This window comes from Jongsikchunia kroppenstedtii DSM 45133, assembly GCF_000380485.1.
Taxonomy (GTDB): domain Bacteria; phylum Actinomycetota; class Actinomycetes; order Mycobacteriales; family Mycobacteriaceae; genus Jongsikchunia; species Jongsikchunia kroppenstedtii.
This window is the reverse complement of record NZ_AQYG01000046.1, coordinates 143,124-169,463: the sequence shown is the minus strand read 5'-3', so window position 1 is coordinate 169,463 and position 26,340 is coordinate 143,124. Positions and strand designations below refer to the sequence as shown.

The window sequence follows — 26,340 nt, the reverse complement described above, 5'->3', positions numbered from 1 at the left end:
TCAGCGGCCGAAGTCGGCCAGGGCGGCACCGGTGAGCCGCATCGTCTGCCATTCGTCTTGTGCGCGTGCGCCGATCGACTCGTAGAACCCGATCGACGGGGTGTTCCACGTGAGCACCGACCATTCGACGCGGCCGTAGCCGCGGGTGACCGCGATCTGTGCGAGCGTCTGCAGCAGCGCCTTGCCCAGGCCGGTGCCGCGTCGATCCTCCTGGACATACAGATCTTCGAGATAGATGCCGTTCACGCCGAGCCAGGTCGAGAAGTTGAGGAAGTACAGCGCGAATCCGACGACGGGCCCGCCCGGCGTCTCGGCCGCGACGATCGCGTAGACGGTCGGTCGGTCGCCGAACAGTGCCGTGTCCAGCTGTGCCGGCGTCGCCTGCGCCTCGTGCTCGGCCTTCTCGTAGATCGCGAGTTCCCGGATCAATCCCAGGATCGCCGGTATGTCGTCGTGGGTGGCCGGACGAATGCGTGGATCAGCCTGCGGTGGAAGCGATTGCACCATGGGATACAGCATGCACGATGGCGGCGGTGTCAGACGACATTGATCGAATCGAGGAAGGTCTCGGCGACGGCCGTGTCGCCGCCCAGGGTCAGGTTCGCGTCGCGCCATGACGACCGGCGGGTGCCCCAGGACGGGAAGTCCTCCACCCGTCCGGAAATGGTGATGGCGGGTGAATCCAGCGCGCCGTCGCTCAATGATCCGTCGGCGGCTAAACCCCATGTCCCGCCGCCGATTCCGGTCAGTTCGAAGGAGACTGGAACCCCGGGAAGGTCGGATCCGCTGCGTTGGATCTGATTCGACAACACCGCGAACATCCAGGTGACTGCAACATGCAACCGGGCCTCGTCGGAGGTCGGGATCGGTCGGTCGAGCACCGGCGCGATGTCGTGCCGCAGATGTGTGTGCTGGTCGAAAACCATTGCGCCGGTGAGCAACATGCCGACCGGGTAGCGGCCGAGTTCGCCGAGCGGAATGGGTAGTCGGCTCGCCGGGGTCTGGGCGATCACCCGCGCCAGGCCGGCCAGCCGCGAACTCCAGCGCGCGTATTCTTCGAGCACCTTCTGGCTCGACCAGTCGCGCCGCTTCTCGACCGCGGCGTCGGCCACCCGTTCGATGCTATCGGTGCGCAATACCGCGAGGCCGTCGGGCCCGAACACCGCGCGGGCGTTGGCGCCCAGGTGGGCGACGACGTCCTGCACGGTCCAGCCGGCTGCGGCGCTGGGTGTGCGCCACTCCTTGTCGCTGAGATCGGAACAGTAGGCGAGGACCGATTCGCGTTCGCGCCGGATCGCGTCGACATAATTATGGTCCCCAGCGGGTGCTGTCTCAGCCACCATTACTTCACCGTACTCACAATGCCCCCGCCTCGTAGTCCCGATGTGGCGATGATTTCGCCGCGAGAATTCAGTCGAGTTTGATGAACACGCCGACCGTGCGGTCACGCCCACCACGCAGGGACGACCCGAACATCGTCAGGCGTCCGAGCAGCCCGTATTTCTTCTTGATCAGTTCCCGGATCTGCTCCGTCTGCGCATCATCGGCCACTCGGCCGACACCGTTCGCGACGGCCCCGTGCGTCTTGCGGCCGCGGACGTCGCAGGCCTGCACCGTCACCTTGCCGGTGGCCCGGATGCGCTTGACCTTGCCGGAATTCCGTTCGGTCCACACCGCCAGCTCGTCGCCGGACTGGGCGAGCCAGATGGGCGTGGCCACGGCATTTCCGTTGCGGCGGAACGTCGTCAGCAGGACGTACTTCTCGGAACCGAGTCGATCGGCCTCTGCGCTCATAGGGTGAACCTTACCCGCGTCGGCGGCCTCCCGCGCCGTTAGTTTGTGCGTCGATATTCCCCAATCGCAACATGATTCGCTTCCTCCAAGATGTCCGCAACGATCGACAATCCGGCGGCCTGGCCCTGCGCGGCTGCGTTGATCACCTGGCCCATCGGGATGGCCACATTGCCGGCGGCCCATACGCCCTGGACGGATGTGCGGCCGTCGGCCTCGGCGACTACGTGCTCGCCCATACCCATCGGCAATTCGGCGGTTTGGACACCGAGCGACTGCAGCAGTTCGGACCGAGCGTGGAAACGCGGGCCGACGACGACGGTCGTGCGCGGCACGATCGTCCCGTCGGCGAGTCGGATTCCGGTCACCCGATCGTCCTCGATCACCAGCGACTCGACCGCACCGTCGACGATCGTGACGCCGCGGGCCGCCAGCAGCTCGCGGGCCGATTCGTCGGGCACGACGGCGTCGTTGGTGAACAGCGTGAGGTCGTCGGTCCACATCGTGAACAGGGTCGCCTGGTGGAGGGCGGCGGCCCCCGTGGCGATGATGCCGATCGGCTGGTCGCGCACCTCCCAGCCGTGGCAGAACGGGCAGTGCAGCACGTCGCGGCCCCAGCGTTCGGCGATGCCGGTGATGTGGTCGGGGAGTTCGTCGACCAACCCGGTGGTGACCAGTACCCGGCGCGCGGTCACCGCGGTGCCGTCGGCGAGCCGAGCTCCGAAGGTGTCGCCGTCGCGTGCCAGCGACTCGACCCGGCCCTCGATCACCTCGGCGCCATAGCCGCGCACCTCGGCGATACCGCGAGCGACCAGGTCGGCGGGCGAGGTCCCCTCGTTGCCGACGAAGCCATGGACCCCGGCCGCGGGCAGGTTTCGTTGCTGCCCGGAGTCGACGAGCAGCACCCGGAGGCGTGCTCGGGCGAGAAGGAGGGTCGCGCTCAAACCGGCGGCGCCGCCGCCGATCACCAGGACGTCATAGGGATCATTCATGACTGCGATCCTGCCGACTTAGACGAACAACTGGCAAACTCTGTTGCCGATTTGGCAAACTGGTGGGTATGGATGACACTGACCGGACTCTCGCGGCCGTCGGGCCGCGGCTGCGGATGCTGCGTGAGCAGCGACAGGCGACCCTGGCCGAGCTGTCCGAACAGACCGGCATCTCGGTCAGCACGCTGTCGCGTCTGGAATCCGGCCGGCGCAAACCGACCCTGGAGCTACTGCTGCCGCTCGCCCGGGCGCACGGGGTGCAGCTCGACGAGTTGGTTGATGCGCCGACCACCGGCGACCCGCGGGTGCATATGCGGCCCGTGAAACGGTATGGCGCGACGATCATTCCGCTGACGCAGCGGGCCGGCGGCATCCAGACCTACAAGATGATCCTCGGCGCGGAACGCGGAAATCCGGACCCCAAGACGCATGAGGGGCACGAGTGGCTCTACGTGCTGGACGGCCGGCTGCGCCTGATCCTCGGCGAGCACGATCTGATCCTCGCGCCCGGCGAGGCGGCCGAGTTCGACACCCGGGTGCCGCACTGGTTCGGCCCGGCGGACGGGCGGCCCGTGGAGGTGCTCAGCATGATGGGCCCGCAGGGGGAGCGGGCGCATGTGCGGGTGGCGCCGTCCGCCGACTGAGACGAACGCGCCGGTTGGGACGCGCGCGGTCGAGGCGGTGGCGGATCACGGCGAACAGATCGAACTGGCGTCGGTCGCGGCCGTGAGTCATTGGGTAGCAGGCGATTCCGAGCAGCAGCGCGCAGCAATGGCCGATCGTCGTGTAGGACGTGTCGACGAACGCGGGCAGTCCGAAATAGACCAGCAACACCCCCAGGTAGACCCAGCGCCAGGGGCGGGACTGGTGGAACAGCATGATCCCGGCGATCGCCGCCATGAAATAACTGACGCCGATGTCGCGCACGTTGGTCATCGACGAACTGATCCGGTTGTGATGAATCGCCGCCGCGACGAGACCTTCGCTGACGTAGGTCGCGATGACATGCCCGGCCAGGCCGACCAGCAGCCAACGCGCCTTGCCCAGCCAGCGTTCGGCCGGAGCCAATAGCAGCGAAAAGATCAGCAGGTAGGGCAGCCAGTACGCGCCGTCCAGCCAGAAGAGGCTGAGCCACAAGACCTTCAGCGGATCGGTGGACAGATTGTGCAGGTTGGTCGAGCGTTCGAGCAGGATGTGGTTGAGTTCATGACCCGACAGCACATGCTGGGCGACCGTGGTGCCGAACAGGATCGCAAGCCACCCGAAAGTCAAAGGGGCGGTTGATATCTGATGCCACAACCAGCGGCTGGCTCGGCCGATCACGGCCCTGTCTTTCATGGCTCGGTGGCGTACCCGTTCTTGGTGCGTGAGCGGGTGAGGCTCTTGGGCAGGCGCCCGACGAGTTCGCCGATCGGGACGACCGCACCGCCGAGCGTCTCGGCCGCAGTCTTGAGCTCACGCACCGTCTCCTGCAGGTCCTTGATGCTCGGGGCCAGATCGCCGATCGAGTCGGCCAGTTCGGTGACCCGGTCGAGGGTGCCGCCCGGGGCGATGGCCCGTTCGATGGCGCCGTCGGAGCCGAACGCCTGATCCAGCAGTCCGTCATCGGCGGCGGCGCGCTCGAGGAGCCCGTTCTCGGCGGCCAGCTTCTCGAGCAGGCCGTCGGTCTTGGTGAGTTGGTCGACGATGCCGCCCTCGCTGGTCAGCCGTTCCAGCACGCCGCCGGTCTCGGTGAGTCGATCGACGATGCCGCCCTCGCTGGTGAGGCGCTCCAGGATGCCCTCGTTCTCTGTGAACTGGTCGACCACGCCGCCCGGGCGGGTGAGCCGGTCGAGCGGGCCGTCCGGCGCCGTGATCCGCATCAGGATGCCGTCGGGATCGGCGGCTTGGTCGAGTACGCCGCCCGGTTCGGTGAGCCGGTCGATCAGCCCGCCCTCGATCGTCAGGCGATCCAGCAGGCCACCTTCGCCGGTCAGTCGTTCCAGCACGCCCTCGTTGTCGGTGACCTGATCGATGACGCCGCCCGGCCGGGCCAGCCGGTCCAGCGGCCCGTCCTTGGCGACGAGGCGCATCAGGATGCCGCGCTCGTCGGTGGCCTGATCCAGCAGGCCGCCGCGCTGCGTCAGCTTTTCCAGAAAGCCGTCCGGGGCGGTCATCCGGTCGACGACCCCGCCGGGAGCCAGCAGGCGCTCCAGTGGTCCGTCGCTCGAGAGCAGCCGGCCGAACGACCGGTCGTCCTCGAGCAGCTGGGCGAACTTCTGCAGCAGATCGAGCGGCGAGCGCATGGATTCGGGGTCGGCGTCCGACAGGATCGCGCCGACCTCCGAGTGCACGCTCTCGACGGCGAGCCGGCTTACGGCAACGGACGCCTCGGCGACCGCCAATACGCCGGAGGCGGCGGAGAAAGCAACCTTGGTCGGCAACTCCACGACCGACTTGATGTCCATGCTGGTAACACTAATTCATTGTCATCGCACGATGGCGAGGTCGTGGATCATGACTTTGCCTTGGCCTTCGCGGCGGCCTTCTCGGCCTTCTTGAACTCGCGCACGGCCAGCAGCGATTCCCCGTCGACCACGTCGGCGATCGAGCGGTGCGAGTCCTTGTCGCCATAGGCCCCCGCCGCGCTGCGCCAGCCGTACGGGGCGACGCCAAGCTGCTTGCCGATCAGCGCCAGGAAGATGCGGGCCTTCTGATCGCCCCAGCCCGGCAGCGCCTTGAGCCGCTTGAGCACCTCCTTGCCGCTCGGATTGTCCGCGGTCCAGATGCCCGCGGTGACGCCGTCGTAGTTGTCGATGATGTGCCGGGCGATGTCCTGCACCCGGGTCGCCATCGACTTGGGGAAGCGGTGGATCGCCGGCGGGACCGAGCACAGCGCGATGAATTCGTCGCTGTCGGCCGCGGCGATCGCGTGGATGTCGAAACCGCCCATCCGGTCGGCGATCTTGCGCGGTCCGCGGAACGCGTGCTCCATCGGATACTGCTGATCCAGGGTCATCGCGATCAGCAGGGCGAAGTCGTCGTTCGAGAGGATCGCGTCGGCCTCGGGCTCCTGGGCGATCTGGATGTGCCGTTCCGTCATATGGGCAGTCTATTTCCGTGTCACGCTGCATGGGTGACTGCCAATGAGATTCCCGTCAGCCGCCACATCTCGACCGTGATCGCCGCCGATCCGCGGCAGGTGTACGAGTACGTCGCGAACCCCGATCATCTGCGGGACTGGGCGGCCGGTCTGGCGGCGGCAGACGAGGTACGGCGGGACGGCGACGAACTGGTCGTGCAGTCGCCGATGGGGACGGTCCGGGTGCGCTTCGCCGAGGCCAATGACTATGGGGTGCTGGACCATTGGGTGACACTGCCGACCGGCGAGGTGGTGTACAACCCGCTCCGGGTGATCGCGCATCCGGACGGTGCGGAGATCATCTTCACCGTGCGGCAGCTGGCCGCGACGGGCGGTGAGTTCGACGCCGACTGCGCCGCGGTGGTCCGGGACCTGCAGTCGTTGCGCGAGATCCTCAGTTCGCGATAGGGCGTCGCGACGCGTCGGCGATGCCGCCGAGCAGCAGCGCCTGCGCCGCGAAGTAGGTGCCGAGCACCGCGCCCTCGACCGGGCCGCGCAGTTCGTTGTCCTGCAACAGGTATCGGCGATTCATGATCAGCGAGTCGGACAGCATGAACAGCAGGCTGCCGGCCAGGATCCGGCGTCGCTGCGGGCGGTCGCTGAGGGCGGGGGAGCCGGCGAACGCCGCCATCGTGGCCAGCAGGTTGCCGTAGGTGCCCAACACCGGCAGCAGCTTGGGCTGGTTGGCCATCACCAGCGCACCCGATTCGCCCATCAGTGCGACCCGCGTCAGCCAACCGGTCAGGGTCGGGCGGGCGCCGAGGCGGGCCAGCAGCCCGATGTAGCTCAGCTGGGTCAGCGCGAACATCGATGCGCCGGTGCGCAGATCGATTGTCGCAGCATGGTTCTCGGTCGACTCGGGCTCGAATTCGTCCCGGTACATGAAGTAGTCGCCCGCCATCGCCGTGCCCACCGCCGCCCCGAGCAGAACATCGTCTACTCGGGGGCGGGCGGTGTGACGGTGGAGCACGTCCTTCGAGAGGACGTCGACGGCCAGCAACCCCATAGTCAGGGGTTTGAAAACCCCGACAACCGGCCGAACGTGTAGGGCTCCGGCGAGCGCTGTCGTTGCGGCCGAAGCCGCGAACGCCCACCGGATGCGGCCGCGACTGATTGCAGCCCGGTCGCGACTGCGACTCATCGCAGCACTGTCGCGAGGAAATTCGTCGTGTCGGGCATGCCCGTGACGATCGTGTCCTGATGATTGGCGGGATAGGTGCGCAGGCTGACCTGGCCGTTCGCGGTGCTGGCCGCGTTGGCATAGGTCAGTGCGTAGGGCAGCACCACGTCGGTGTCCAGCAGTCCCTGCTGCAGCATCACCGGCCGGTCGAATCCGGTGCTGGGCAACGCGTAGTAGCTGGCGAGGATGCTGCGCAGCGGCGCCAGCGGCTTGTTGAACAGTGTGTTCAGGTTCAGCGAGGCGACCGCGCGCTGCAGGTCGGGCGCGCACATCGTCTCGGCCTTGGTCAGCCAGCTCTGGCCGACCGGCGTCAGGTAGCTGTCGACGGCGGCGGCCGGACGCGTGGTGCGCAGGCCGACCAGCGAGTACAGGATGTCGGTGGTGATGGCCGGCGGGAGCGCGATCGGCGGGAAGCTCGGCCCGAGGTTGGAGATCGTGTCCTCGGTGTACGCCGGAACCCCGGAGGCGACGGCGCCGCGGAAGTTCAGCGTGGAGCCCTGCCAGGCGGGGGCGTAGCGCGCCGTGGTCAGGGCGGCGGCGGCACCCGACGATTGGCCGACGACGGCCCATTTCGGGGACAGCTTGGCGCCCACGTCGCCGGCCGAGCGAACGGCGTCGACGATGTTGCGGGCCTCGACCATGCCGTCGCGGTAGCCGTAGTTGCCGTTGGTGCCGAGGCCGGCGTAGTCGCTGACGACCACCGCGTAGCCGCGAGAGAGCAACTGGGACATGAAGTTCCGGTCGGGCTGGCTGCCGAGCGACGGGGTGCACTGGTCGGTGAGGCCCGCGGCACTGTGGGCGACGGCGACGACCGGCCAGCCGGCGTCGGGGACCGCGCCCTTCGGTACGTACATCGTGGCGCTCGACATCTGGGCGTTGTTGCCCGCGCCGCTCGTCCAGTAGATGTACCGCTGGGCCGACGCCGACCCGGGCACCAGCTTCGACTGGGGCAGCGTCTGATTGGCGAAGACGTTGCCGCCGGGACTGGTGCCCGCGACCTGCGCGACGGGCGTGGCCGGGTCCGCAGGATCGGACGGCACGGCGATCGCGGTCACGGCCGTGGCGACCGAGAGGGTGACGGTGATCGCGGCGGCACCGATCATTCGCGAACGGTTGCGCCGCAGGCGGCGTCCTCTGATGCGTTGCATGTCGTTTCCTGATCTAGAAGGGAGTGGTCGACGCTGTCGACTAGGCCTGGACGATGCCGACCATCGGGAAGAAGAAGCAGGAGCGGTTGCCGTTCTGCACGTTGCCGAAGACGGCCGAGAGCACGGTGCCGTGATCGGTGTCCACGGGGGCCAGCCGGGATCCGTTGACCGTCAAGGTGTTCGCGATCGGCTGCAGGGCGTTGCGGGCGATCCCCTGGAACTGTGCGGGGATGTTGGCGAGCCAGGTGTCGAGCAGGGTCTGTCCCGACGGGCCCATGTCGACGAAGCCGCCCTTGAAGGTGTTGACGTTGAACCAGGCGACCTGCATGCCCTTCGGGTTGGTGTCGGCGCCGAGGCCGCCGGGAACGAAACCGTAGAGGACCTGACCGGACTTCACGACATTCGGATCGATGTTCACCAGCGGAATGGTCGGCAGGGAGATGCCGGGGGCGGCCCACGGACCGGCGACCGCGCCGGAGACGGCCGGAGCCAGCCCGAACGGGTTGTCGGCGGTGGGGTCGACGCAGTTGAACGCGACCGAGGGGTTGATGAAGGTCTGCACCCCGAGCTTGTTCAGCAGCGCGTTGGCGGCGGCCAGCATCGTCGCGAAGTCCGCCGGCGAGGCCGCGGCGGGGCTCGCGACGGGCGTGGAGACCTGGGACCGCTGGCCGAGGCTCTGCAGGATCGCGAGCGCGGCCTGCAGCGACGCCGGATCGCTGGCCTCGGCGCGAAGGCGGTCGATCGCGGCGCTGAGGATGCCGTCCGATGGCACGGAATCGGCGGTGATCGCCGTTTGCGGAGTTGCAGCGGGCGCGGCATCGGCGGCGGCCGGAAGTGCACCGATGAAGGTTGCGCCGGACACGGCCAGGGCGATCGCAATGATGCGACGACGCAGCGGCAAAGGTGATGACGGCATGGGAACCTCCGGTCGAAAAATGTTACCGATGTTGCAAATGTGACTAGTGGTGCTTGTGTTACATCACATCAGCGTCGGGTCGTCGGGATCAAGCTGCGCAGCCAAGCTGTGACGCAACCGCGACCGTTTCGCCGGGGAACGGGGCCGCCCGGGTTGTGCAGGTCACAGCGCCGCCCGCATCCTCGTCCGCCGAAGGTGGTCGCAAAACGCGAACGGCGCCGGCTCCGAATGGAGCCGACGCCGTGTCGGTGATGTCGAGAGATCTACACGATTGCGATCTACACGTAGGCCAGGCCGACCGTCGGCACGATGGTGCAGCCGATCGGGTGGCCCTTGGTCTTGGTGGTCACGTTGCCGTAGATCGCCGCCAGGACGCGACCCTTGCCGGTGTTGGCGATCGCGGTGAACGTGCCGGGACCCGAGGTCGCGTTGATCTTCGGGTTCGGCAGCAGCGGCTGCGATCCGGTGCGGCCGTTGTCGATGTTGAGCCAGTTCAGGGTCAGCGGGGCCGCGTTGTTCCGCAGCGCCGGGCCGGTGCCGAGGCTGGTGTAGACGAAGCCGGCCTGGCCGACCTTCGGGCCCGGGGCCGGGGCTTCCTGCGGACCCGCCGTCGCCAGCGCCATGCCGACCGAATTGCCGTCCGGCAGGCAGCCGACGCCGATGGTCGGGTAGAGGAACTGCTGGATGACCGGCTTGTGCGGGCCCTGCGGAATCGACGGGCCGGTACCCGCGGCGGGAGTCTTGTTGGTCAGGAAGCCGATCAGTTGATTCCACAGGGGCGTCGTCTGCGGCGCGGCCACGCTGGTCGCGGAGGCGAGCGACTTCGCCTGCGCCAGCAGGTCGCTGTTCATCTGACCATGGGTGTCCGGCGTCGCCACGGACCCGATGATCGCCGGAATGAAGTTGCCGAAGGCGGTGAGTACCTTCTGGTCGACCGGCGGAGCGGTAGCCGGGATCGGCAGCGCGGCCGGATCGGCGGCGGCGGTCGGCGCACCGAGCCCGGCGCCCGCCGCGATCGCGACCACTGCCAGACCGGCGGCCAGGGTGCGGCCACGGCTGCGGAACATCGACATACCCACGTTTCGTACCTCTTCGTTCGTTATGTGTATCGCTCACGCGGGTCTTTCGATCCCGCCCGGCGTCCCTCCCCGACACATTCAGCTTCACAGCCTACGACCTGGGAGGGCAAATCCTGACGCTAGTACGTTGCCAGCGGATCCATTGGTGCTGGTGATTCAATTGTTACTGGTGTGATGTCGAGACGATGTTCAGCCGCGGGTAATGCGCGTCGCAGCGAGGGGGCGGCTCGGCTGGTTAGATCAGCCGGGTGAGTGGTGTGAATCCGTCGGGTCGCCTGCGTCGCCTCTGCGCGGGCCTGGTCGCGGTCGGACTGGTGGTTACGGGTGCGGTCGCCTGCGGTTCTTCGGGCTCGGACAAGGACGTCGTCGTGATGACGCACGACGCGTTCGCCCTGCCGGATCGGTTGCTCGCCGACTTCACCAAGCAGACCGGCTACACCGCCAAGATCGTCCGCAACGGCGACGCCGGCCAGCTGTCGTCGGTCATCTCGCTGACGCCGGGCCGGCCAAAGGGCGACGTCGTCTACGGCATCGACAACACCTTCGCCTCGCGCGCCATCGACGCCGGTGCGCTCGACGCCTATGTGCCGGCGGCGGCTGCCGGCGGTGCCGCCCGGTACGCCATCGACGGCTCGGATCAGCTCACCGCGATCGATCGCGGCGATGTCTGCGTCGACGTCGACAACGCCTGGTTCGGGGCGCATCACCTCGCGCCGCCGACGTCGTTGGCCGACCTGACCCAGCCGCAATACAAGAACCTGACGGTGACGATGGATCCGGCCACCTCGTCGCCGGGCATGGCGTTTCTGCTCGCGACGATCGTCGCCTACCCCGGCACCGGGTGGCAGGACTACTGGCGGCAGCTGAAAAGCAATGGCGTCCAGGTCGTTTCCGGTTGGGAAGACGCCTACAACCGGGAGTTCTCCGGCGGCGACGGCAAAGGGTTGCGGCCGATCGTGATCTCGTATGCATCGTCGCCGGCGGCCAATCCGGCGACGGCGGCGCTGCCGAACACCTGCTTCGCCCAGACCGAATACGCGGGAGTGCTGCGCGGCGCCCGGAACGCCGATGGCGCCCGTAAATGGATCGATTTCATGCTCAGTCCGCAGGTACAGGCCGCGGTGCCGGGCAGCATGTACGTCTATCCCGTGCAGCAAGGCATCGCCGTGCCGGCCGGGTGGCCGCCGGAGCCCGCGGCGCCCGCCACCATGCCGTCGGCGCAGATCGACAAGAACCGCGAGAGCTGGCAGCAGCAGTGGCGTTCGGTGATGGGGCGGTGATCTCGCGGCCGCGGCCGACGGGCCGCGGCGGTCGTTCGGCACTGCTGGCGCTGGTGCCCCTGGCCTTCGTCGGGACGTTCTTTCTGATTCCGTTGATCGCACTGATCAACCGGGCGTTCGGGGAGTCGGGCGGCGATTCCATCGGCGCCATGCTCGAGCAGACGCGGGCCTGGCATCTGTTGTGGTTCACGGTGTTTCAGGCGGGCATGTCGGTGCTGTGCACGGTGGCAATCGGCCTGCCGATCGCCTGGTTGACCTCACGGGTGCGGCTGCCGGGTATAGGGGTGCTGCGAGCGTTGGTGTTCGTCCCCTTCGTCCTGCCGACCGTCGTGGTGGGCATCGCCTTCCGCGTATTGCTGGGCGATGGCGGTCCGCTCGCGGGCCTGGGAATCGACGGCACGGTATGGGCGATCGTGGCGGCGCATGTGTTCTTCAACCTGGCCGTGGTGGTGCGGACCGTCGGCTCGGTGTGGGCGGGCCTGGATCCGCGCGCGGTCGACGCGGCACGCACGCTGGGTGCCGGACCGGCGCGAGCCTTCCTGACGGTGACGCTGCCGGCGCTGGGCCCGGCGATCGTCTCGGCGGCGTCGGTGGTGTTCCTGTTCTGCGCCACCAGCTTCGGTGTGGTCCTCATGCTCAGCGACGGCACGATCAATACGCTGGAGACCGAGATCTATCGGCAGGCGATCGGCTATTTCCAACTGCCGCAGGCAGTGCTGCTGTCGCTGCTGCAACTGGCGATGGTTGTCGTCGTCATGGTGCTCGTCGGGCGGCTGTCGTCGGCGCGCTCGCGGATCGGGGCGACGCGACATGCGCAGCGTCCCCGGGGAATCGGCTGGGTTGCGGTGATCGTGACCGCGGCGGCAACGCTGATCATCGTGCTCGGTCCGGTGGCGGTGCTGGTGTATCGGTCGCTGCGGCCCACCGTCGGCGGACCCTGGTCGTTGGCCGGCTACCGGGCATTGGGATCGAACGCCGCCGGCGACAGCGCCTGGCACATCCTCGGCTACTCGATGACCAGCGCGCTGTGGGCGGCGCTGTTGTCACTCGTGGTGGGACTGTTTGCGGCGGTGGCCATTTCCCGGATCCGCGGGCGGTTCTCGGCCGTCGTCGATGCGATCGCGATGCTGCCGTTGGGCGTCAGCGCCGTCACGGTCGGCTTCGGCTATCTCATCGTGCTGTCCTCGATGCCGGCCGATGTCGCGGACTCGCCGTTCGTGGTGCCGGCGGTCCAGGCGGTGATCGCGCTGCCGTTGGTGGTGCGGATGGTGCTGCCTGGGCTACGCGCGGTCGACCCGCGGCTGCGCCAGGCGGCCGCGACGCTGGGCGCCTCGCCGATCCGCGCCTGGCTGGATGTCGATCTGCGGCTGGTACTGCGACCGGTCTGTGCCGCACTGGGTTTCGCCTACGTGATCGCGCTCGGCGAGTTCGGTGCGACGGGCTTCGTGGCGCGCCCGGACACCACGACGCTGCCGGTGCTCATCGGCACCGCGCTGTCGCGGCCCGGTGCGGACAGCCTGGCGCTGGCGATGGCGGCCTCGGTGGTGCTGATGGCGGTCACCGTCGCGGTGGTCGGGCTGATCGAGGCGGTGCGCGGTTCGGCGGGAGGTGACATCTGACGTGTTGTCCCTGGAATCGGTGACGATCGCATATGCCGACACGGTGGTGGTGGACGGGTTGAGCCTGCAGATCGGCTCGCCGCAGGCGCCGGTGACCGCGCTGCTCGGCCCGTCCGGCAGCGGCAAATCGACGGTGATCAAGGCGATCGCGGGCCTAGTGCCGCTCCGGGGTGGCCGGATCGCCTGGGACGGAACAGATGTCACGTCGACGCCGCCCCATCGGCGTGACTTCGGCGTGGTGTTCCAGGACGGTCAGCTGCTCCCCGGTCGGACGGTGGCCGCGAATATCGGCTACGGGTTGAAGGTGCGCCGGTGGTCGAAGCCCGATATCGCCCGGCGGACAGCGGAATTGCTCGAGCTGACCGATCTCGCCGGACTCGGTGATCGCCGCGTCGAGGAGCTCTCCGGCGGCCAGGCGCAGCGGGTCGCGCTGGCGCGGGCGCTCGGCCCGCGGCCGCGGCTTTTGCTGCTCGACGAGCCGCTGTCGGCGCTGGATCGCGAACTGCGCGACCGCCTGATCGTCGACACTGCCCAGATCCTGCGGACGACGCGCACGCCTGCCCTGCTGGTCACCCACGACCACACCGAGGCCGCCGCGTTGGCCGACCGGGTCGCGGTGATCGCCGATGGCGCACTGCTGCAAGAGGATTCGGTTGATCGGATCTGGCAGGCGCCGGTATCGGAACGTGCCGCCCGATTCCTCGGCTACACGGACTTCATCGACGCGGACGTCGATGGCGGACTGGCCCGAACGCCGATCGGCGCGGTGCCGGCACCCTTCGCCGGGCCGATGCGGGTCGCATTGCGTCCGGAATCGGTGGCGGAGGCGGCCGACGGCAGCCCGGCGACGGTCCTGTCGGTGTCCGGGCTGCCGGTCGGCGCCCGCGCCCGGGTCCGGGTCGGCGACGTCGATGTACCGGCGACCCTGGTCGATCGCCGCGAGGTCGGCGATCGGGTGACGGTGTCGCTGGTCGCCGAGCGGGCGGCGGTCCTCCCGGTCCGCGAGGTGGTGGCCGGCGCGGTGATCCGGGACGGTCGGCTGCTGCTGGCGCGGCGCACGTATCCGCCGGAGGTCGCGGGCCTCTGGGAGCTGCCGGGTGGCAAGGTGCACGACGGTGAATCGCGGGTCGAGGCACTGCGCCGGGAGTTGCGCGAGGAGCTGGCGATCGAGGTTCGGGTCGGGGAGGCGATCGGGCGGCCGGTGCCGATCGGGGCCGACCGGCGGTTGGTCGCGCTCGCCGCGGAACTCATCGAGGGGGAGCCGACGGCCGCCGAACACTCGGCGCTGCGCTGGGTCGATGCCACCGAACTGGCCGCGCTCGAGGAGCTGGTGCCGGCCGACGCGACGTGGGTGCCGGCGCTGGCGGTGCTGTTGAAAGAGCGACTGCCGGGCTAGGCCGCGCGGGCCTTCTTGAGCACTTTCTGCAGGTCCTTGCCGCGGGTTCCGTTGTCATGGGCCTTCTGCACCTTGAACACCACGAACGGGCAGCGTGCGCAGCGCGGCTTCGACTTGCAGCACTTCTTCTTGGGCGTCATACGACGCACCTTGTTGGGGTCTGCCTTGCCCATCGAAACCTCTACGTGCGCGCGGAACTGGATGTCTTAGGTTAGCACTGCCTTAGTTAGGTGAACCTCGTGGCGTTCCGCTGAGCAGGACGATCGCGGCCGGGCTGTGACGAAAACGACCAGCCGTCGGCCCGCCCGAGATCGCGTTTGCTGCAGGCAGGCCGGTACTCTGATGCAGTTCCGCACTCGACCCGAAAGAAGCCTGTGACCGCACCGAACTTCCGCAACGTCGCGATCGTCGCGCACGTCGACCACGGCAAGACCACTTTGGTCGACGCGATGCTGCGCCAATCCGGCGCTTTCGCCGAGCGGGCCGAGCCGGTCGATCGGGTCATGGACTCCGGCGACCTCGAGCGCGAGAAGGGCATCACCATTCTCGCCAAGAACACTGCCGTGCACCGGACGCAGCCGGACGGCACCGAGGTGATCATCAACGTCATCGACACCCCCGGCCACGCCGACTTCGGCGGCGAGGTCGAGCGCGGCCTGTCGATGGTCGACGGCGTCGTGCTGCTGGTCGACGCGTCCGAGGGGCCGCTGCCGCAGACCCGCTTCGTCATGCGCAAGGCGCTGGCCGCGGCGCTACCGGTGATCCTGGTGGTCAACAAGACCGACCGGCCGGACGCCCGCATCGCCGAGGTCGTCGAAGAGAGCCACGACCTGCTGCTCGACCTGGCGTCCGACCTGGATGACGAGGCCGCCGAAGCCGCCGAGCTCGCGCTGGATCTGCCGGTGCTCTACGCGTCCGGCCGCGCCGGCGTCGCCTCGACCGAGGCGCCGGAGAACGGCCAGGTGCCGAACGCGGAGAACCTCGACGCCTTCTTCGATGTCCTGATGGAGTACGTCCCGGCGCCCAAGGGCGACGCGACCAAGCCGCTGCAGGCGCATGTCACCAACCTCGACGCCTCGGCGTTCCTCGGCCGTCTGGCGCTCGTCCGTATTCACAACGGCACGCTGCGCAAGGGTCAGCAGGTCGCTTGGTGCCGCGAGGTCGACGGCGAGCCGGTGATCGAGCGCGCCAAGATCACCGAGCTGCTCGCCACCGAGGGCGTCGAGCGCAAGCCCGCCGAAGAGGCGTTCGCCGGCGACATCGTGGCCGTGGCCGGTATGCCGGAGATCATGATCGGCGACACCCTCGCCGACGTCGACAACCCGGAACCGCTGCCGCGCATCACCGTTGACGAGCCGGCCATCTCGGTCACCATCGGCACCAACTCGTCGCCGCTGGCGGGCAGGGTCTCCGGTCATAAGCTCACCGCGCGAATGGTCAAGTCCCGCTTGGAATCCGAGCTGGTCGGTAACGTGTCGCTGCGGGTCGTCGACATCGGCCGCCCGGATGCCTGGGAGGTCCAGGGCCGTGGCGAGCTGGCGCTCGCCATCCTGGTGGAGCAGATGCGTCGCGAGGGCTTCGAGCTCACCGTCGGCAAGCCACAGGTGGTCACCCGCAAGGTCGACGGCAAGTTGCACGAGCCGTTCGAGCACCTCACCATCGACACCCCCGAGGAGTACCTCGGCGCGGTGACCCAGCTGATGGCCGCGCGCAAGGGGCGCATGGAGCAGATGAACAACCACGGAACCGGCTGGGTCCGTATGGAATTCATCATTCCTTCGCGCGGTCTGATCGGCTTCCGCACCGACTTCCTCACGGAGACCCGCGGCACCGGCATCGCCAACGCCGTGTTCCAGGGCTACGAGGCGTGGGCCGGCGAGATCCGGGCCCGCCACACCGGCTCGCTCGTATCGGACCGATCGGGCAGCGTGACGCCGTTCGCCATGATCCAGCTGGCCGACCGCGGCACCTTCTTCGTGAACCCGGGCGATGACAGCTACGAGGGACACGTCGTCGGCATCAACCCGCGGCAGGAAGACCTCGACATCAACGTCACCCGCGAGAAGAAGCTGACCAATATGCGTCAGTCGTCGGCGGACGTGATGGAGACCCTCGCCAAGCCGATGGTCCTGGACCTCGAGGGCGCGATGGAGTTCTGCGCGGCCGACGAGTGCGTCGAGGTGACCCCTGAGGTGGTCCGCGTTCGCAAGGTGCATCTGGAAGCGAATGTTCGCGGCCGCGAGCGTGCCCGGGCCAAGGCGCGGGACCAGGCGAAGGGGTAGCCGGGGTGCGCGTGCGTTCCCGAATGTCCGCGGCCACCAAGCTGCTCGTCGCCGTACCGGTGACGGCGAGCGCGGTGATGCTCGCCGCATGTTCGGCGAGTCCGCCGCCGCCCCAGCAACAATCGAAGGTTCCCGATACCGCCGCGGAGGCGGGTAAGGACACCATCTACGTCGGGATCGACTCGATCGGTCCCGGCCTGAACCCGCACCTGTCGGCCGATCAGTCGTCGGCCACCAGTGCGGTGGCCGCCCTGACGTTGCCGAGCGCGTTCCGTCCGGTGCTCGGGGCGGACGGCCAGACGGTGTGGCGGATGGATTCGTCGCTGCTGATCTCCGCGGACAGCACGGGCGGACCAGCCGTCGATCCCTCGGCGCCGGACGCCGGGCCGTTCACGGTGACCTACAAGATCCAGCAGAACGCACAGTGGTCCGACGGGCAGCCGATCACCGCGGATGACTTCCGCTACCTCTGGCAGCAGATGGTGCAGCGGGCCGGGGTGGTGGCGCCGGCCGGTTATCGACTGATCAAGGACATGCGGTCGACCAACGGCGGCAAGCAGGTCGCCGTCGTGTTCTCGGCGCCGTATCCGGACTGGCGGCAGCTCTTCAGCGGGCTGCTGCCGTCGCACACGTTCGGCGGTGCGTCCAACGGGTTCACCTCCGGCCTCGACGGCGGGCTCCCGGAATCCGGTGGGCCGTACAAGATCTCGAATATCGACCGCAGTCGTGACGAGATCAGCCTGCAGCGCAACGATCGGTATTGGATGACACCGGCGATCACCAACTCGATCGTGCTGCGTCGGGCGAACTCGACGCAGCTGATCGATTCGATGCGCAACGGTGACACGCGAGTGGCGGCGGTGAGCAGCGGTCGCGCGTTGCAGGCGCAGCTGACGGCGATCACCGGCGTGCACATCGGCTCGGTCGCCGAGCCCCGCGTCATGGGTGTCACCGCGAATACGCGGTCGCCCGAGATGGCCGACATCCATTTTCGCGGAGCGGTTCTCGGCTTGCTGGATCCGCAGCTGCTGACCTTCGCGGGGGCATCGGATACGGCGACCCTGCCCGCCGAGAACGACGTGTTGGCGCCCAGCGACCCCGGCTACTTCCCGGTGCCGCGACCGAAATGGGATCGACCGCAGATCGATTCGGAACTCGCGGCGGCCGGACTTACCCGGTCGGCCACGCCGGTCCCGGTGTCGTCGTCCTCCGAAGAATCCACGACGACGACCACCACCACGACCACGCCGCCCGTCCCGTCGGGTCCGTCCGATGCTCCGGAGACCACGACGACCAGCTCCTCCGCGAGCGAGACCGACCTGCCGGCGCTGCCGGCCGGGGTGTTCGAGGTGACCCGCGGTTCCAGCCCGGTCGTGGTTCGCGTCGGCGTGAACGGGTCGGACACCAACGCGGTGTCGGTCGCCCGGTCGGTCGTCGATCAGCTGATGGGACAGGGGATTCGGGCCGAGGTCGTCGCGTTGTCTGCATCCGACCTGTACGGGACGGCGCTCACCGACCCGCGGGTCGACCTCGTGGTCGGTTGGACCGGAGTCGGGGTGGCGCCTGCGACGCGGCTGGCCTCGTCGACCGAATGCCTTTCGGCAGCAACGCCGTCCAGCAGTTCCACGCCGACACCGACATCGGCGCCGACGACCACGACCGACTCGGGATCGAGCTCGACGCAGTACTCGAGCAATGTCTCGGGTCTGTGCGATCGGCAACTCAGCGACATTGCCGCGCAGGCGGTTTCGGCGCCCAATTCCACCGACGCGCTGCGTGAGGCCGAAGGGCTGATCGCCGCGCAGCAGGTGTATCGCCCGGTGTATCAGGACCTGGTGACCACCGCGGCCGGACCCGGCGTCAGCGGCGTCGCGCTCACCGGTCCGGTCCAGGACGGCATCTTCGCGGGGACCCCGGGCTGGCAGCGAGTCGGCGACTGATGCGCCGCATCCTGTTCGTCCACGCGCACCCCGACGACGAGACCATCACCACCGGCGGCGCGATCGCGCGGTATCTGGCCGAAGGCGCCGAAGTGCTGGTGGTGACCTGCACGCTCGGCGAGGAAGGCGAAGTGATCGGTGCGCAGTGGGCGGGCCTGGCGGTCGTCCTCGGCGACGGCACCCGCGGGGCCGACCAGCTGGGCGGCTTCCGGATCGGGGAGATCACCGCCGCACTCGCCGCACTCACCCCGCCCGAGCGTGAGCCGCTCGCTCCGCATTTCCTCGGCGGTGCCGGCCGGTGGCGGGATTCGGGCATGGTGGGGACCGCGTCCACGAGCAATCCGCGGGCGTTCACCAACGCCGGCGATGCACCGATCGAGGCGCTCGCCGCGGTGATCGCCGACTTCCGGCCGCAGGTGCTGGTCGGGTACGACGAGGTCGGCAGCTACGGCCACCCCGACCACATTCAGGTCAACCGGATCTGCCGCGCGGCCATCGCGGCGGCGGCGCCGACGTGGCAGGTCGCGAAGCACTATTGGACCGTCGCCGAGGAATCGGCGCTGCACCGCGGCCTGGACGCCGCCCGCGACCGGGTGCCGGACGGCTGGACGTTCCCGGCCGAGGGCGAGCTGCCGTCGCATCCCGATGCGGAGATCACGACCGTGCTGGACGTGTCCGGCGTGTTCGAGCGGAAGGTGGCGGCGCTGGCCGCACATGCGACTCAGGTGACCGTGGCCGCGTCGGGCGCCGAGTACGCGCTGTCGAACAACGTGATTCAGCCGATCTTCGCCGAAGAGCACTACATGCTGGTCGGCGGTGAACGCGGGCCGGTGGGAGCGGACGGCCGGGAGCACGACCTTTTCGCGGGGCTGGAATGAACGCGGGGCAGCTGGTCGATCGCGTGCTGATCGGGCTGCTGACTGTCGTGGGATTCGGTCTCGGGATCGTGTCGGTGATGTTCCTGGACTGCTACGTCGGGTCCGCGGCGATCCCGTTCGGCGCGATCATCGCGGCCGTCGGCAACTGCACGCTGCGGCTGATGGCGGGTTGGCATACCGAGTCGGCGCGCGGCCGGTTCCTCCCGCTTGTCGGCTGGGCCGTCCCGGTCGCGATCGCTGTGCTGTGGGGCGGGCCGGGCAAGGATTCTATGTTCGTCCAGGACTGGCGGGTGATTCTGCTGCTGGTATTGGGCATCGGCGGCGCGATGATCGTCGGGTGGAACGGACATCGGCGAACCTGAAATGGCACGCGTTCTAGTGATGGAGCATGATCGAGTGCGTGAGTGATTCGGCCGGTACCCCGTTGCCAGATCCCGTGATGCCGACGCGGTCGGAGTCAGAGCCCGCGCCGTCGGCGTCCGCGATGCGCCGTGCGCTGCGTCGCGCCCGCGACGGCGCGACGATCAACGTCGACGAAGCCGCGGTGCTGCTCGCCGCCCGCGGCGACGACCTGACCGACCTGTGCGCCACCGCGGCCCGTATCCGCGACGCGGCGTCGGTCGATCCGAATGCCGTCGACGCAAGTGGGGAGTCGGGCCGCCCTTCCATCAGCTACTCGCGCAGTGTGTTCATCCCGCTGACGCGACTGTGCCGCGATCACTGCCACTACTGCACCTTCGTAACGGTCCCCGGCAAGCTCGCCCGCGAGGGCCAGGGCATGTTCCTGGAGATGGACGAGGTGCTGGAGATCGCCCGGCGCGGCGCCGAAATGGGTTGCAAAGAGGCCCTGTTCACCCTGGGTGATCGGCCCGAGGCGCGCTGGCCCGAGGCGGCGCAGTGGCTCGACGAGCGCGGCTACGACTCGACCCTGGACTATCTGCGCGCCGCGTCGATCCGGGTACTGGAGGAGACCGGGCTGCTGCCGCACCTGAATCCCGGCGTGCAGAGCTGGGAGGAGATGTCGCGCCTCAAGCCGGTGTCACCGTCGATGGGGATGATGCTGGAGACCACGTCGAGCCGGCTGTTCACCGAGAAGGGGCAGTGCCACTACGGCTCGCCGGACAAGGACCCGGAGATCCGCAAGCGGGTGCTGGTCGACGCGGGCCGCCTGTCGGTGCCGTTCACCACCGGCATCCTGGTCGGCATCGGCGAGACGCTGGCCGAGCGCGCCGAGTCGCTCATGGAGATCCGCAAGGTGCACAAGGCGTTCGGGCACATCCAGGAAGTCATCATGCAGAACTTCCGCGCCAAGGATGACACCGCGATGCGCTCGGCGCCCGACGCCGGGTTCGAGGAATTCCTCGCCGCGGTCGCGGTCGCGCGGGTGCTGCTCGGGCCCAAGATGCATATTCAGGCGCCGCCGAACCTGGTGTCGCACAGCGAGTGCCGGGCCCTGCTCGGCGCGGGCATCGACGACTGGGGCGGCGTCTCGCCGCTGACCCCGGACCATGTCAATCCGGAGCGACCGTGGCCCAACCTCGACACGCTGGCCGAGATCACCGAGTCGGCCGGCTGCACGCTGGTCGAGCGGACCGCGGTGCACGCCAAGTACGTGCTGGCCGGTCAGCCGTGGATCGATCCGCGGATCACCACGCACGTCCGTGCGCTGACCGATCCGGAGACCGGGCTGGCGCTGCCGGACGCGGAGGTCGTCGGGCACCCCTGGCAGGAGCCGGACGAGTCCTGGGAGTCGCTGGGCCGCACCGACCTGCACTCGGCGATCGATACCGACGGGCGCAACACCGAGACCCGCAGCGACATCATGTCGGCCTTCGGCGACTGGGAGACGATCCGCGAGCAGGTCGCCGAGATCGCCAAGCATTCCGACAGCATCGGCGCCGGCGGACGGATCGATTCGGACGTCGCCGCGGCGCTGCGCCGGGCCGAGGCGAACCCGGCCGGGTTGTCCGACGCCGACTACCTGACACTGGCCACCGCCGATGGCGACAGCCTGGATGCGGTTGCCGCGCTGGCCGATTCGCTGCGCCGCGACACGGTCGGCGACGACGTCACCTACGTCGTCAACCGGAACATCAACTTCACCAATATCTGCTACACCGGCTGCCGGTTCTGCGCCTTCGCGCAGCGCAAGGGCGACGCCGACGCGTACACGCTGTCGACCTCCGATGTCGCCGACCGGGCCTGGGAGGCGCATGTAGCCGGCGCGACCGAGGTCTGCATGCAGGGCGGAATCGATCCCGAACTGCCGGTCACCGGATACGCCGACCTGGTCCGCGCGGTCAAGGCGCGGGTGCCGTCGATGCATGTGCACGCCTTCAGCCCGATGGAGATCGTCAACGGGGCTTCCCGTGGCGGGCAGAGCATTCGGGACTGGCTGGTCGAGCTGCATGCCGCCGGGCTGGACACCATTCCGGGCACGGCCGCCGAGATCCTCGACGACGAGGTGCGGTGGGTGCTCACCAAGGGCAAACTCCCGACGTCGTCCTGGGTGGAGGTCATCACCACCGCGCACGAGGTGGGCCTGCGGTCGAGCTCGACGATGATGTACGGCCACGTCGATGCGCCGCACCATTGGGTGGGGCACCTGAACATCCTGCGCGACATCCAGGACCGGACCGGCGGCTTCACCGAGTTCGTGCCGCTGCCGTTCGTGCACCAGTCCTCGCCGCTGTATCTGGCGGGTGCGTCACGCCCGGGCCCGACGAATCGCGACAACCGTGCGGTGCACGCGCTGGCGCGAATCATGTTGCACGGCAGGATCGACAGCATCCAGACCAGCTGGGTCAAGCTCGGCACCCGCGGTACCCAGATGATGCTGCAGGGCGGCGCCAACGACCTCGGCGGCACGCTGATGGAGGAGACCATCTCGCGGATGGCCGGCTCCGAGCACGGGTCCGAGAAGACCGTCGCCGAACTGCGCGCGATCGCCGCGGGGATCGGCCGGCCGGCGCGCGAGCGCACCACCACCTACGGTCGCCGCGACGCCGCCTGACGGCCGTCCGTCCGCGATTTCGTCATGGCCTGGATAGTGCTTGTCATCTCCGGTGTGCTGGAGGCGGTCTGGGCGACCGCGCTCGGCAAGTCGGAGGGATTCAGTCGGCTGATGCCGTCGGTCGTCTTCGGCGTCGCACTGGCCGCCTCGATGGGCGGCCTCGCCTACGCGATGCGGACCCTGCCGGTCGGCACGTCGTATGCGGTGTGGGTCGGGATCGGTGCCGCGCTGACGGTGACCTACGCGATGGTCAGCGGTGACGAATCGGCATCCTGGCTCAAGGTGCTGTTCATCCTCGGCATCGTGGGCTGCGTGATCGGGCTGAAGTCGCTGCACTAAGGGCCCGCGTTCCGGAACGTGGTCTGTCGGACCATGAGCACTTGTTCGCGACATCATCGCTGATTGTGATGCCCTCGGGCGTGGTCTAATGCCCTATGGAACTACGTCTCCGCCGGAGACGGTGTGTAGCTGTGCTCAGGCAACGTTGGTGCCGGGCACGAGGTGGCGCTGACATATCTGCTGCAGCTCTTGCTGCTGTTGGTCTGGTGTCTTTGGTCGCATGCAGCGGTCGCAGTTCTGAACCGGTAGATACCACGTCGTCGAGCGTGCCTGCGACGCAGAACGATCGCACAAGATTTGACTATGCACTGAACCGGATGGCCATAGCCGACAACAACGTGTTCGTCGATGGCACCAACCCCGCAGGGGTACGTTTCTCCAATTCGGACGGGTCAATCGTCTGTCAGTTCAACGAGTTCGATCAGCTATGCCGCTACACCTCAGCACGAAAGCCGCTTTTCGGAGTGGATACGCAGTGCGATGCTCAGCGAGGTCAAGACCCCGCGTCGAGCACACTCATCGGCTGGTCCAACAGCTGGAATCCAACAATCAATCCGGCACGAAGTTGCGCGCCGCAGAGAGCCTTTGTGAACACGCCGACCCGCGTACTCCGCCCAGGGCGGCAACTCCAGATGATAATTCACTACAAGAACACGGCATGTGGGAACCTGTCGGATTCCATTGTCTGCGTGTTGGGTACGAGTGGATTCAGTGCCTCTACCAGTGAGTTCGTGAGGTGGTGAGGCGACGCAGCCGTTCACCGGATCGTGGACGGCACCGCGAATTCACCGGTGCGGCTTGAGTCCGCTCAGCGCGTGGTAGCCGCCCACCACGTCGGTCGCGCGATGTAGTCCCAAGTCCTGCAGCGCCGCCGCGGCCAGACTCGACGTGTACCCCTCCGAGCACAGGATGATCCAGCGCACGTCGTGGTCGACGGCCTCGGGGATGCGGGCGTCGCTGGCCGGATCGGCGCGCCACTCCAGGACGTTGCGTTCGATCACCAGCGCTCGCGGCACCTCGCCCTCGGCGGCGCGCTGGGCGGCGGGTCGGATATCCACCAGCAGCGCGCCGGCGGCCAGCTCGGCCGGGACGTCGGCGGCGGCGAGGCGATCCAACCGCGACCGGGCGTCCGCGAGCACCTCGTCGATCGTGCGGGCGGTCATTCGGGCTGATCCGTCAGTTCGGTGCGGACCCGTCGCAGGTGGGTCGGGCCGCTCCGACCGGAGCCGGTGACCTCGTAGTAGTTCATCGCCGTCAGTGGCGGCGAATAGGCGTGCACGCTGAGGGTCGGCCCGCTGGTGGTGGTGTCGTCCGGATTGCGGACCACGTCATGCACCCAGCCGAGGGGGAACGCGGCCTGGTCGCCGGCGTCGAGGGTGCGGGCCCGCAGACCGTCTCCGGCCCAGCGGTATTCCGCCAGCGATCCCGAGACCACGGTGAGGGCGCCGATGGAACCGGCGTGATCGTGCAGTTCGGTGGCTTCGCCGGGAGTCCAGCTGATCAGCCAGACATCCAGGTCGTCGTCCTGCCGCAGTCGGGCCGCCCACCGATGCACGGGATCCCACCGTGCCGGGAGCATGGCGTCATGCCGACCGTCGAGCACCTCAGAGGCGCATTGGTCGGTGATCCGCAGCAGGTCGGCGGGCCGCAGTCGGGTGGGGAGTATGGCGACGCTCACTGGACCAGCGTCTCGCCGACGGTCCGGGGCGTCGATAGATTGAGCCCGGATGATCGCAATGCCGGTCGATGTGACCGGGGCGATTGGCGACGTTGGCGGCGCGCGTTGGATACTGGTGGGCGACCATTCAGCCCCTCTGGTCTTTTCGAACCGATAGTTACGAAGGAGCGTCCAGGTGACGTACATCATCGCCGAGCCCTGTGTGGATTTGCTGGACAAGGCCTGTGTCGAGGAGTGTCCGGTCGACTGCATCTACGAGGGCGACCGCATGTTGTACATCCAGCCGGACGAATGCGTCGACTGCGGCGCCTGCGAGCCGGTCTGCCCGGTCGAGGCGATCTTCTACGAGGACGATGTTCCGGACGAGTGGGAGCCCTACGTCAACGCCAATGTCGACTTCTTCGACAAGCTCGGTTCGCCGGGTGGCGCGTCGAAGGTCGGCAAGACCTCTGACGACCCCACGTTCATCAAGGGCCTGCCGCCCATGAACAAAGAGGACTAGACCGCCGCTGTGACTGTTCAGCCTGCCCGTTCCGCGTCCGCTCGGCGGACCTCCCCCGCCGACCGGCTGCCGGACTTCCCGTGGGATCTCCTCACGGGTGCCAAGCAGCGCGCCCAGAGTCACCCCGACGGGATCGTCGATCTCTCGGTCGGTACGCCGGTCGACCCGGTCGACCCGCTGATCCAGCGGGCGCTGTCGTCGGTGGCGGACGTGCCGGGCTACCCGACGACGCATGGCACCGCCGAGTTGCGGGCCGCGGCGGCCGGGGCCATGGAACGACGGTTCGCGGTGCCCGGCATCGCTGAATCGGCGATCCTGCCGGTGATCGGGACCAAGGAGATCATCGCCGGACTGCCGTCGACGCTGGGGATCGGTCCGGGCCAGACGGTCGTCATTCCGGAGGTCGCGTACCCGACGTACCGGGTCGGCGCGCTGCTAGCCGGTGCGGACGTGGTGGCGGCCGATTCGCTGACGCAGCTCGGACCGCAGTCGCCAGCATTGCTGTACATCAACTCGCCGTCCAACCCGACGGGCAAGGTGCTCGGTCTCGATCATCTGCGCAAGGTGGTGCAATGGGCGCGCGAGCGCGGGACGATCGTCGTCTCCGACGAGTGCTACCTCGGACTCTGCTGGGACGAGCAGGCGTACTCAATCCTCGATCCGCGGGTCTGCGACGGCGACATGACCGGCCTGCTGGCGGTGCATTCACTGTCGAAGACCTCGAATCTCGCCAGTTACCGCGCCGGATTCATCACCGGCGATGCCGATCTCGTGAGCGAACTGCTGGAGGTGCGCAAGCACGCCGGCTTGATGTCGCCGCTGCCGATTCAAGCGGCGATGACGGCCGCGTTGAGTTCCGACGAGCACGAGACGGTGCAGCGCGAGCGCTACCGCGGTCGTCGCGAAAGGCTCAAGGCGGCAATCGAATCTGTCGGGTTCCGGGTCGACGAGTCGGCTGCCGGGCTGTACCTCTGGTCGACGTCGGCCGATCCGCGGTGGGGCGAGACCTGTTGGGAGACAGTCGAGAAGCTGTCCGAGCTGGGCATTCTTGCGGCGCCCGGCAATTTTTACGGCCCGGCCGGCGCCCGGCATGTTCGGATCGCGCTGACCGCGACCGACGAGCGGATCGACGCCGCGGTCGGCCGGCTGACCGACTGACTCGCCGCCGCCGCGGTATCGGGGCGAT

General features: G+C 68.3%; 27 protein-coding genes. 13 read left to right on the top strand and 14 right to left on the bottom strand.

All coding sequences use genetic code 11. The annotated features are described in order from the left end of the window. The 4 genes from G341_RS0110545 to G341_RS0110530 form a co-directional block, all read right to left on the bottom strand. A complete protein-coding gene (locus G341_RS0110545; RefSeq protein ID WP_051092752.1) occupies positions 1-507 on the bottom strand; it encodes a GNAT family N-acetyltransferase in 507 nt (168 codons plus the stop codon). Between the two features lie 29 nt (positions 508-536). Then, positions 537-1,343 carry a maleylpyruvate isomerase family mycothiol-dependent enzyme gene (locus G341_RS0110540; protein WP_018179105.1) on the bottom strand — a complete coding sequence of 269 codons (807 nt, stop codon included), beginning with the start codon at positions 1,341-1,343 and terminating at the stop codon, positions 537-539. A gap of 67 nt (positions 1,344-1,410) precedes the next feature. Next, on the bottom strand, positions 1,411-1,794 hold the full coding sequence (locus tag G341_RS0110535) for a PPOX class F420-dependent oxidoreductase (protein WP_018179104.1): 384 nt from the start codon (positions 1,792-1,794) through the stop codon (positions 1,411-1,413). Between the two features lie 38 nt (positions 1,795-1,832). Beyond that, positions 1,833-2,783: an NAD(P)/FAD-dependent oxidoreductase gene (locus G341_RS0110530; RefSeq protein ID WP_018179103.1), complete on the bottom strand. Its 951-nt coding sequence runs from the start codon at positions 2,781-2,783 to the stop codon at positions 1,833-1,835. Positions 2,784-2,851: 68 nt separating this feature from the next. On the opposite strand from G341_RS0110530, the gene G341_RS0110525 reads away from it, so the two are divergent. Then, positions 2,852-3,427 (top strand): helix-turn-helix domain-containing protein, encoded by a 576-nt coding sequence (locus G341_RS0110525; RefSeq protein ID WP_018179102.1) that lies wholly within the window; start codon positions 2,852-2,854, stop codon positions 3,425-3,427. Here the strand turns inward: G341_RS0110525 and G341_RS21705 are convergent. Genes G341_RS21705 through G341_RS0110510 form a run of 3 tightly spaced genes read right to left on the bottom strand, consistent with a single transcriptional unit; the run spans position 3,366 to position 5,865 of the window. Beyond that, positions 3,366-4,121, bottom strand: coding sequence for a rhomboid-like protein (locus G341_RS21705; protein ID WP_222836593.1), 756 nt, complete (start codon positions 4,119-4,121; stop codon positions 3,366-3,368). The genes G341_RS0110525 and G341_RS21705 overlap by 62 nt on opposite strands. Then, positions 4,118-5,230, bottom strand: coding sequence for a hypothetical protein (locus tag G341_RS0110515; protein WP_018179100.1), 1,113 nt, complete (start codon positions 5,228-5,230; stop codon positions 4,118-4,120). The genes G341_RS21705 and G341_RS0110515 overlap by 4 nt, the downstream gene beginning before the upstream one ends. Positions 5,231-5,277: 47 nt before the next feature. Continuing rightward, positions 5,278-5,865, bottom strand: a complete 588-nt coding sequence (locus G341_RS0110510) for an HhH-GPD-type base excision DNA repair protein (RefSeq protein ID WP_018179099.1) — start codon at positions 5,863-5,865, stop codon at positions 5,278-5,280. A gap of 33 nt (positions 5,866-5,898) precedes the next feature. Between G341_RS0110510 and G341_RS0110505 the strand changes: the two genes are divergently transcribed. After that, the gene (locus G341_RS0110505) at positions 5,899-6,312 is read left to right on the top strand and encodes an SRPBCC family protein (RefSeq protein ID WP_018179098.1); all 414 of its coding nucleotides are present in this window, start codon (positions 5,899-5,901) and stop codon (positions 6,310-6,312) included. On the opposite strand, the gene G341_RS0110500 is transcribed toward G341_RS0110505, so the two are convergent. The 4 genes from G341_RS0110500 to G341_RS0110485 all read right to left on the bottom strand — a co-directional run bounded on the left by G341_RS0110500 (position 6,299) and on the right by G341_RS0110485 (position 10,221). Next, positions 6,299-7,045 (bottom strand): lysoplasmalogenase, encoded by a 747-nt coding sequence (locus tag G341_RS0110500; RefSeq protein WP_081622502.1) that lies wholly within the window; start codon positions 7,043-7,045, stop codon positions 6,299-6,301. The genes G341_RS0110505 and G341_RS0110500 overlap by 14 nt on opposite strands. Next, a complete protein-coding gene (locus tag G341_RS0110495) occupies positions 7,042-8,232 on the bottom strand; it encodes an alpha/beta hydrolase family protein (RefSeq protein ID WP_081622501.1) in 1,191 nt (396 codons plus the stop codon). The genes G341_RS0110500 and G341_RS0110495 overlap by 4 nt, the downstream gene beginning before the upstream one ends. Positions 8,233-8,272: 40 nt before the next feature. Continuing rightward, positions 8,273-9,148: a hypothetical protein gene (locus G341_RS0110490; RefSeq protein ID WP_026303513.1), complete on the bottom strand. Its 876-nt coding sequence runs from the start codon at positions 9,146-9,148 to the stop codon at positions 8,273-8,275. A 278-nt stretch (positions 9,149-9,426) separates the two neighbouring features. Then, entirely contained in the window at positions 9,427-10,221 is a 795-nt protein-coding gene (locus G341_RS0110485; RefSeq protein ID WP_018179094.1) for an Rv1157c family protein, read from the bottom strand. Positions 10,222-10,475: 254 nt separating this feature from the next. Between G341_RS0110485 and G341_RS0110480 the strand changes: the two genes are divergently transcribed. The 3 genes from G341_RS0110480 to G341_RS0110470 are packed head-to-tail and all read left to right on the top strand — an operon-like array spanning position 10,476 to position 14,522. Continuing rightward, complete coding sequence (locus G341_RS0110480) at positions 10,476-11,507, top strand: thiamine ABC transporter substrate-binding protein (RefSeq protein WP_026303511.1); 1,032 nt, start codon at positions 10,476-10,478, stop codon at positions 11,505-11,507. Beyond that, on the top strand, positions 11,483-13,126 hold the full coding sequence (locus G341_RS0110475; RefSeq protein ID WP_018179092.1) for an ABC transporter permease: 1,644 nt from the start codon (positions 11,483-11,485) through the stop codon (positions 13,124-13,126). The genes G341_RS0110480 and G341_RS0110475 overlap by 25 nt, the downstream gene beginning before the upstream one ends. Before the next feature lies 1 nt (position 13,127). After that, positions 13,128-14,522 carry an ATP-binding cassette domain-containing protein gene (locus G341_RS0110470; protein ID WP_018179091.1) on the top strand — a complete coding sequence of 465 codons (1,395 nt, stop codon included), beginning with the start codon at positions 13,128-13,130 and terminating at the stop codon, positions 14,520-14,522. Here G341_RS0110470 and G341_RS23970 read toward each other — a convergent pair. Next, complete coding sequence (locus G341_RS23970) at positions 14,519-14,695, bottom strand: hypothetical protein (RefSeq protein ID WP_187329175.1); 177 nt, start codon at positions 14,693-14,695, stop codon at positions 14,519-14,521. The two genes, G341_RS0110470 and G341_RS23970, sit on opposite strands and share 4 nt — an antisense overlap. Before the next feature lie 201 nt (positions 14,696-14,896). On the opposite strand from G341_RS23970, the gene typA reads away from it, so the two are divergent. The 6 genes from typA (at position 14,897) to G341_RS0110435 (ending at position 22,974) form a co-directional block, all read left to right on the top strand. Then, positions 14,897-16,804: a translational GTPase TypA gene (typA, locus tag G341_RS0110460; protein ID WP_018179089.1), complete on the top strand. Its 1,908-nt coding sequence runs from the start codon at positions 14,897-14,899 to the stop codon at positions 16,802-16,804. Between the two features lie 5 nt (positions 16,805-16,809). After that, on the top strand, positions 16,810-18,744 hold the full coding sequence (locus tag G341_RS0110455; protein WP_245556963.1) for an ABC transporter family substrate-binding protein: 1,935 nt from the start codon (positions 16,810-16,812) through the stop codon (positions 18,742-18,744). Further along, positions 18,744-19,622: an N-acetyl-1-D-myo-inositol-2-amino-2-deoxy-alpha-D-glucopyranoside deacetylase gene (gene mshB / locus G341_RS0110450; RefSeq protein ID WP_018179087.1), complete on the top strand. Its 879-nt coding sequence runs from the start codon at positions 18,744-18,746 to the stop codon at positions 19,620-19,622. Before G341_RS0110455 ends, mshB begins: the two co-directional genes overlap by 1 nt. Continuing rightward, a complete protein-coding gene (locus G341_RS0110445; RefSeq protein ID WP_018179086.1) occupies positions 19,619-19,984 on the top strand; it encodes a hypothetical protein in 366 nt (121 codons plus the stop codon). Before mshB ends, G341_RS0110445 begins: the two co-directional genes overlap by 4 nt. A 77-nt stretch (positions 19,985-20,061) precedes the next feature. Then, positions 20,062-22,635, top strand: a complete 2,574-nt coding sequence (locus tag G341_RS0110440; protein ID WP_043451261.1) for a bifunctional FO biosynthesis protein CofGH — start codon at positions 20,062-20,064, stop codon at positions 22,633-22,635. Positions 22,636-22,659: 24 nt separating this feature from the next. Further along, a complete protein-coding gene (locus G341_RS0110435) occupies positions 22,660-22,974 on the top strand; it encodes a DMT family transporter (RefSeq protein WP_018179084.1) in 315 nt (104 codons plus the stop codon). A 785-nt stretch (positions 22,975-23,759) separates the two neighbouring features. On the opposite strand, the gene G341_RS0110430 is transcribed toward G341_RS0110435, so the two are convergent. Together G341_RS0110430 and G341_RS0110425 are read right to left on the bottom strand one after the other, a co-directional pair. Next, positions 23,760-24,137 carry a rhodanese-like domain-containing protein gene (locus G341_RS0110430; RefSeq protein ID WP_018179083.1) on the bottom strand — a complete coding sequence of 126 codons (378 nt, stop codon included), beginning with the start codon at positions 24,135-24,137 and terminating at the stop codon, positions 23,760-23,762. Then, on the bottom strand, positions 24,134-24,688 hold the full coding sequence (locus tag G341_RS0110425; protein ID WP_245556968.1) for a cysteine dioxygenase: 555 nt from the start codon (positions 24,686-24,688) through the stop codon (positions 24,134-24,136). The genes G341_RS0110430 and G341_RS0110425 overlap by 4 nt, the downstream gene beginning before the upstream one ends. A gap of 139 nt (positions 24,689-24,827) precedes the next feature. Between G341_RS0110425 and fdxA the strand changes: the two genes are divergently transcribed. Beyond that, entirely contained in the window at positions 24,828-25,154 is a 327-nt protein-coding gene (fdxA, locus tag G341_RS0110420) for a ferredoxin (protein WP_018179081.1), read from the top strand. Between the two features lie 9 nt (positions 25,155-25,163). Then, positions 25,164-26,312, top strand: a complete 1,149-nt coding sequence (gene dapC, locus G341_RS0110415; protein WP_018179080.1) for a succinyldiaminopimelate transaminase — start codon at positions 25,164-25,166, stop codon at positions 26,310-26,312. Positions 26,313-26,340: the final 28 nt, after the last annotated feature.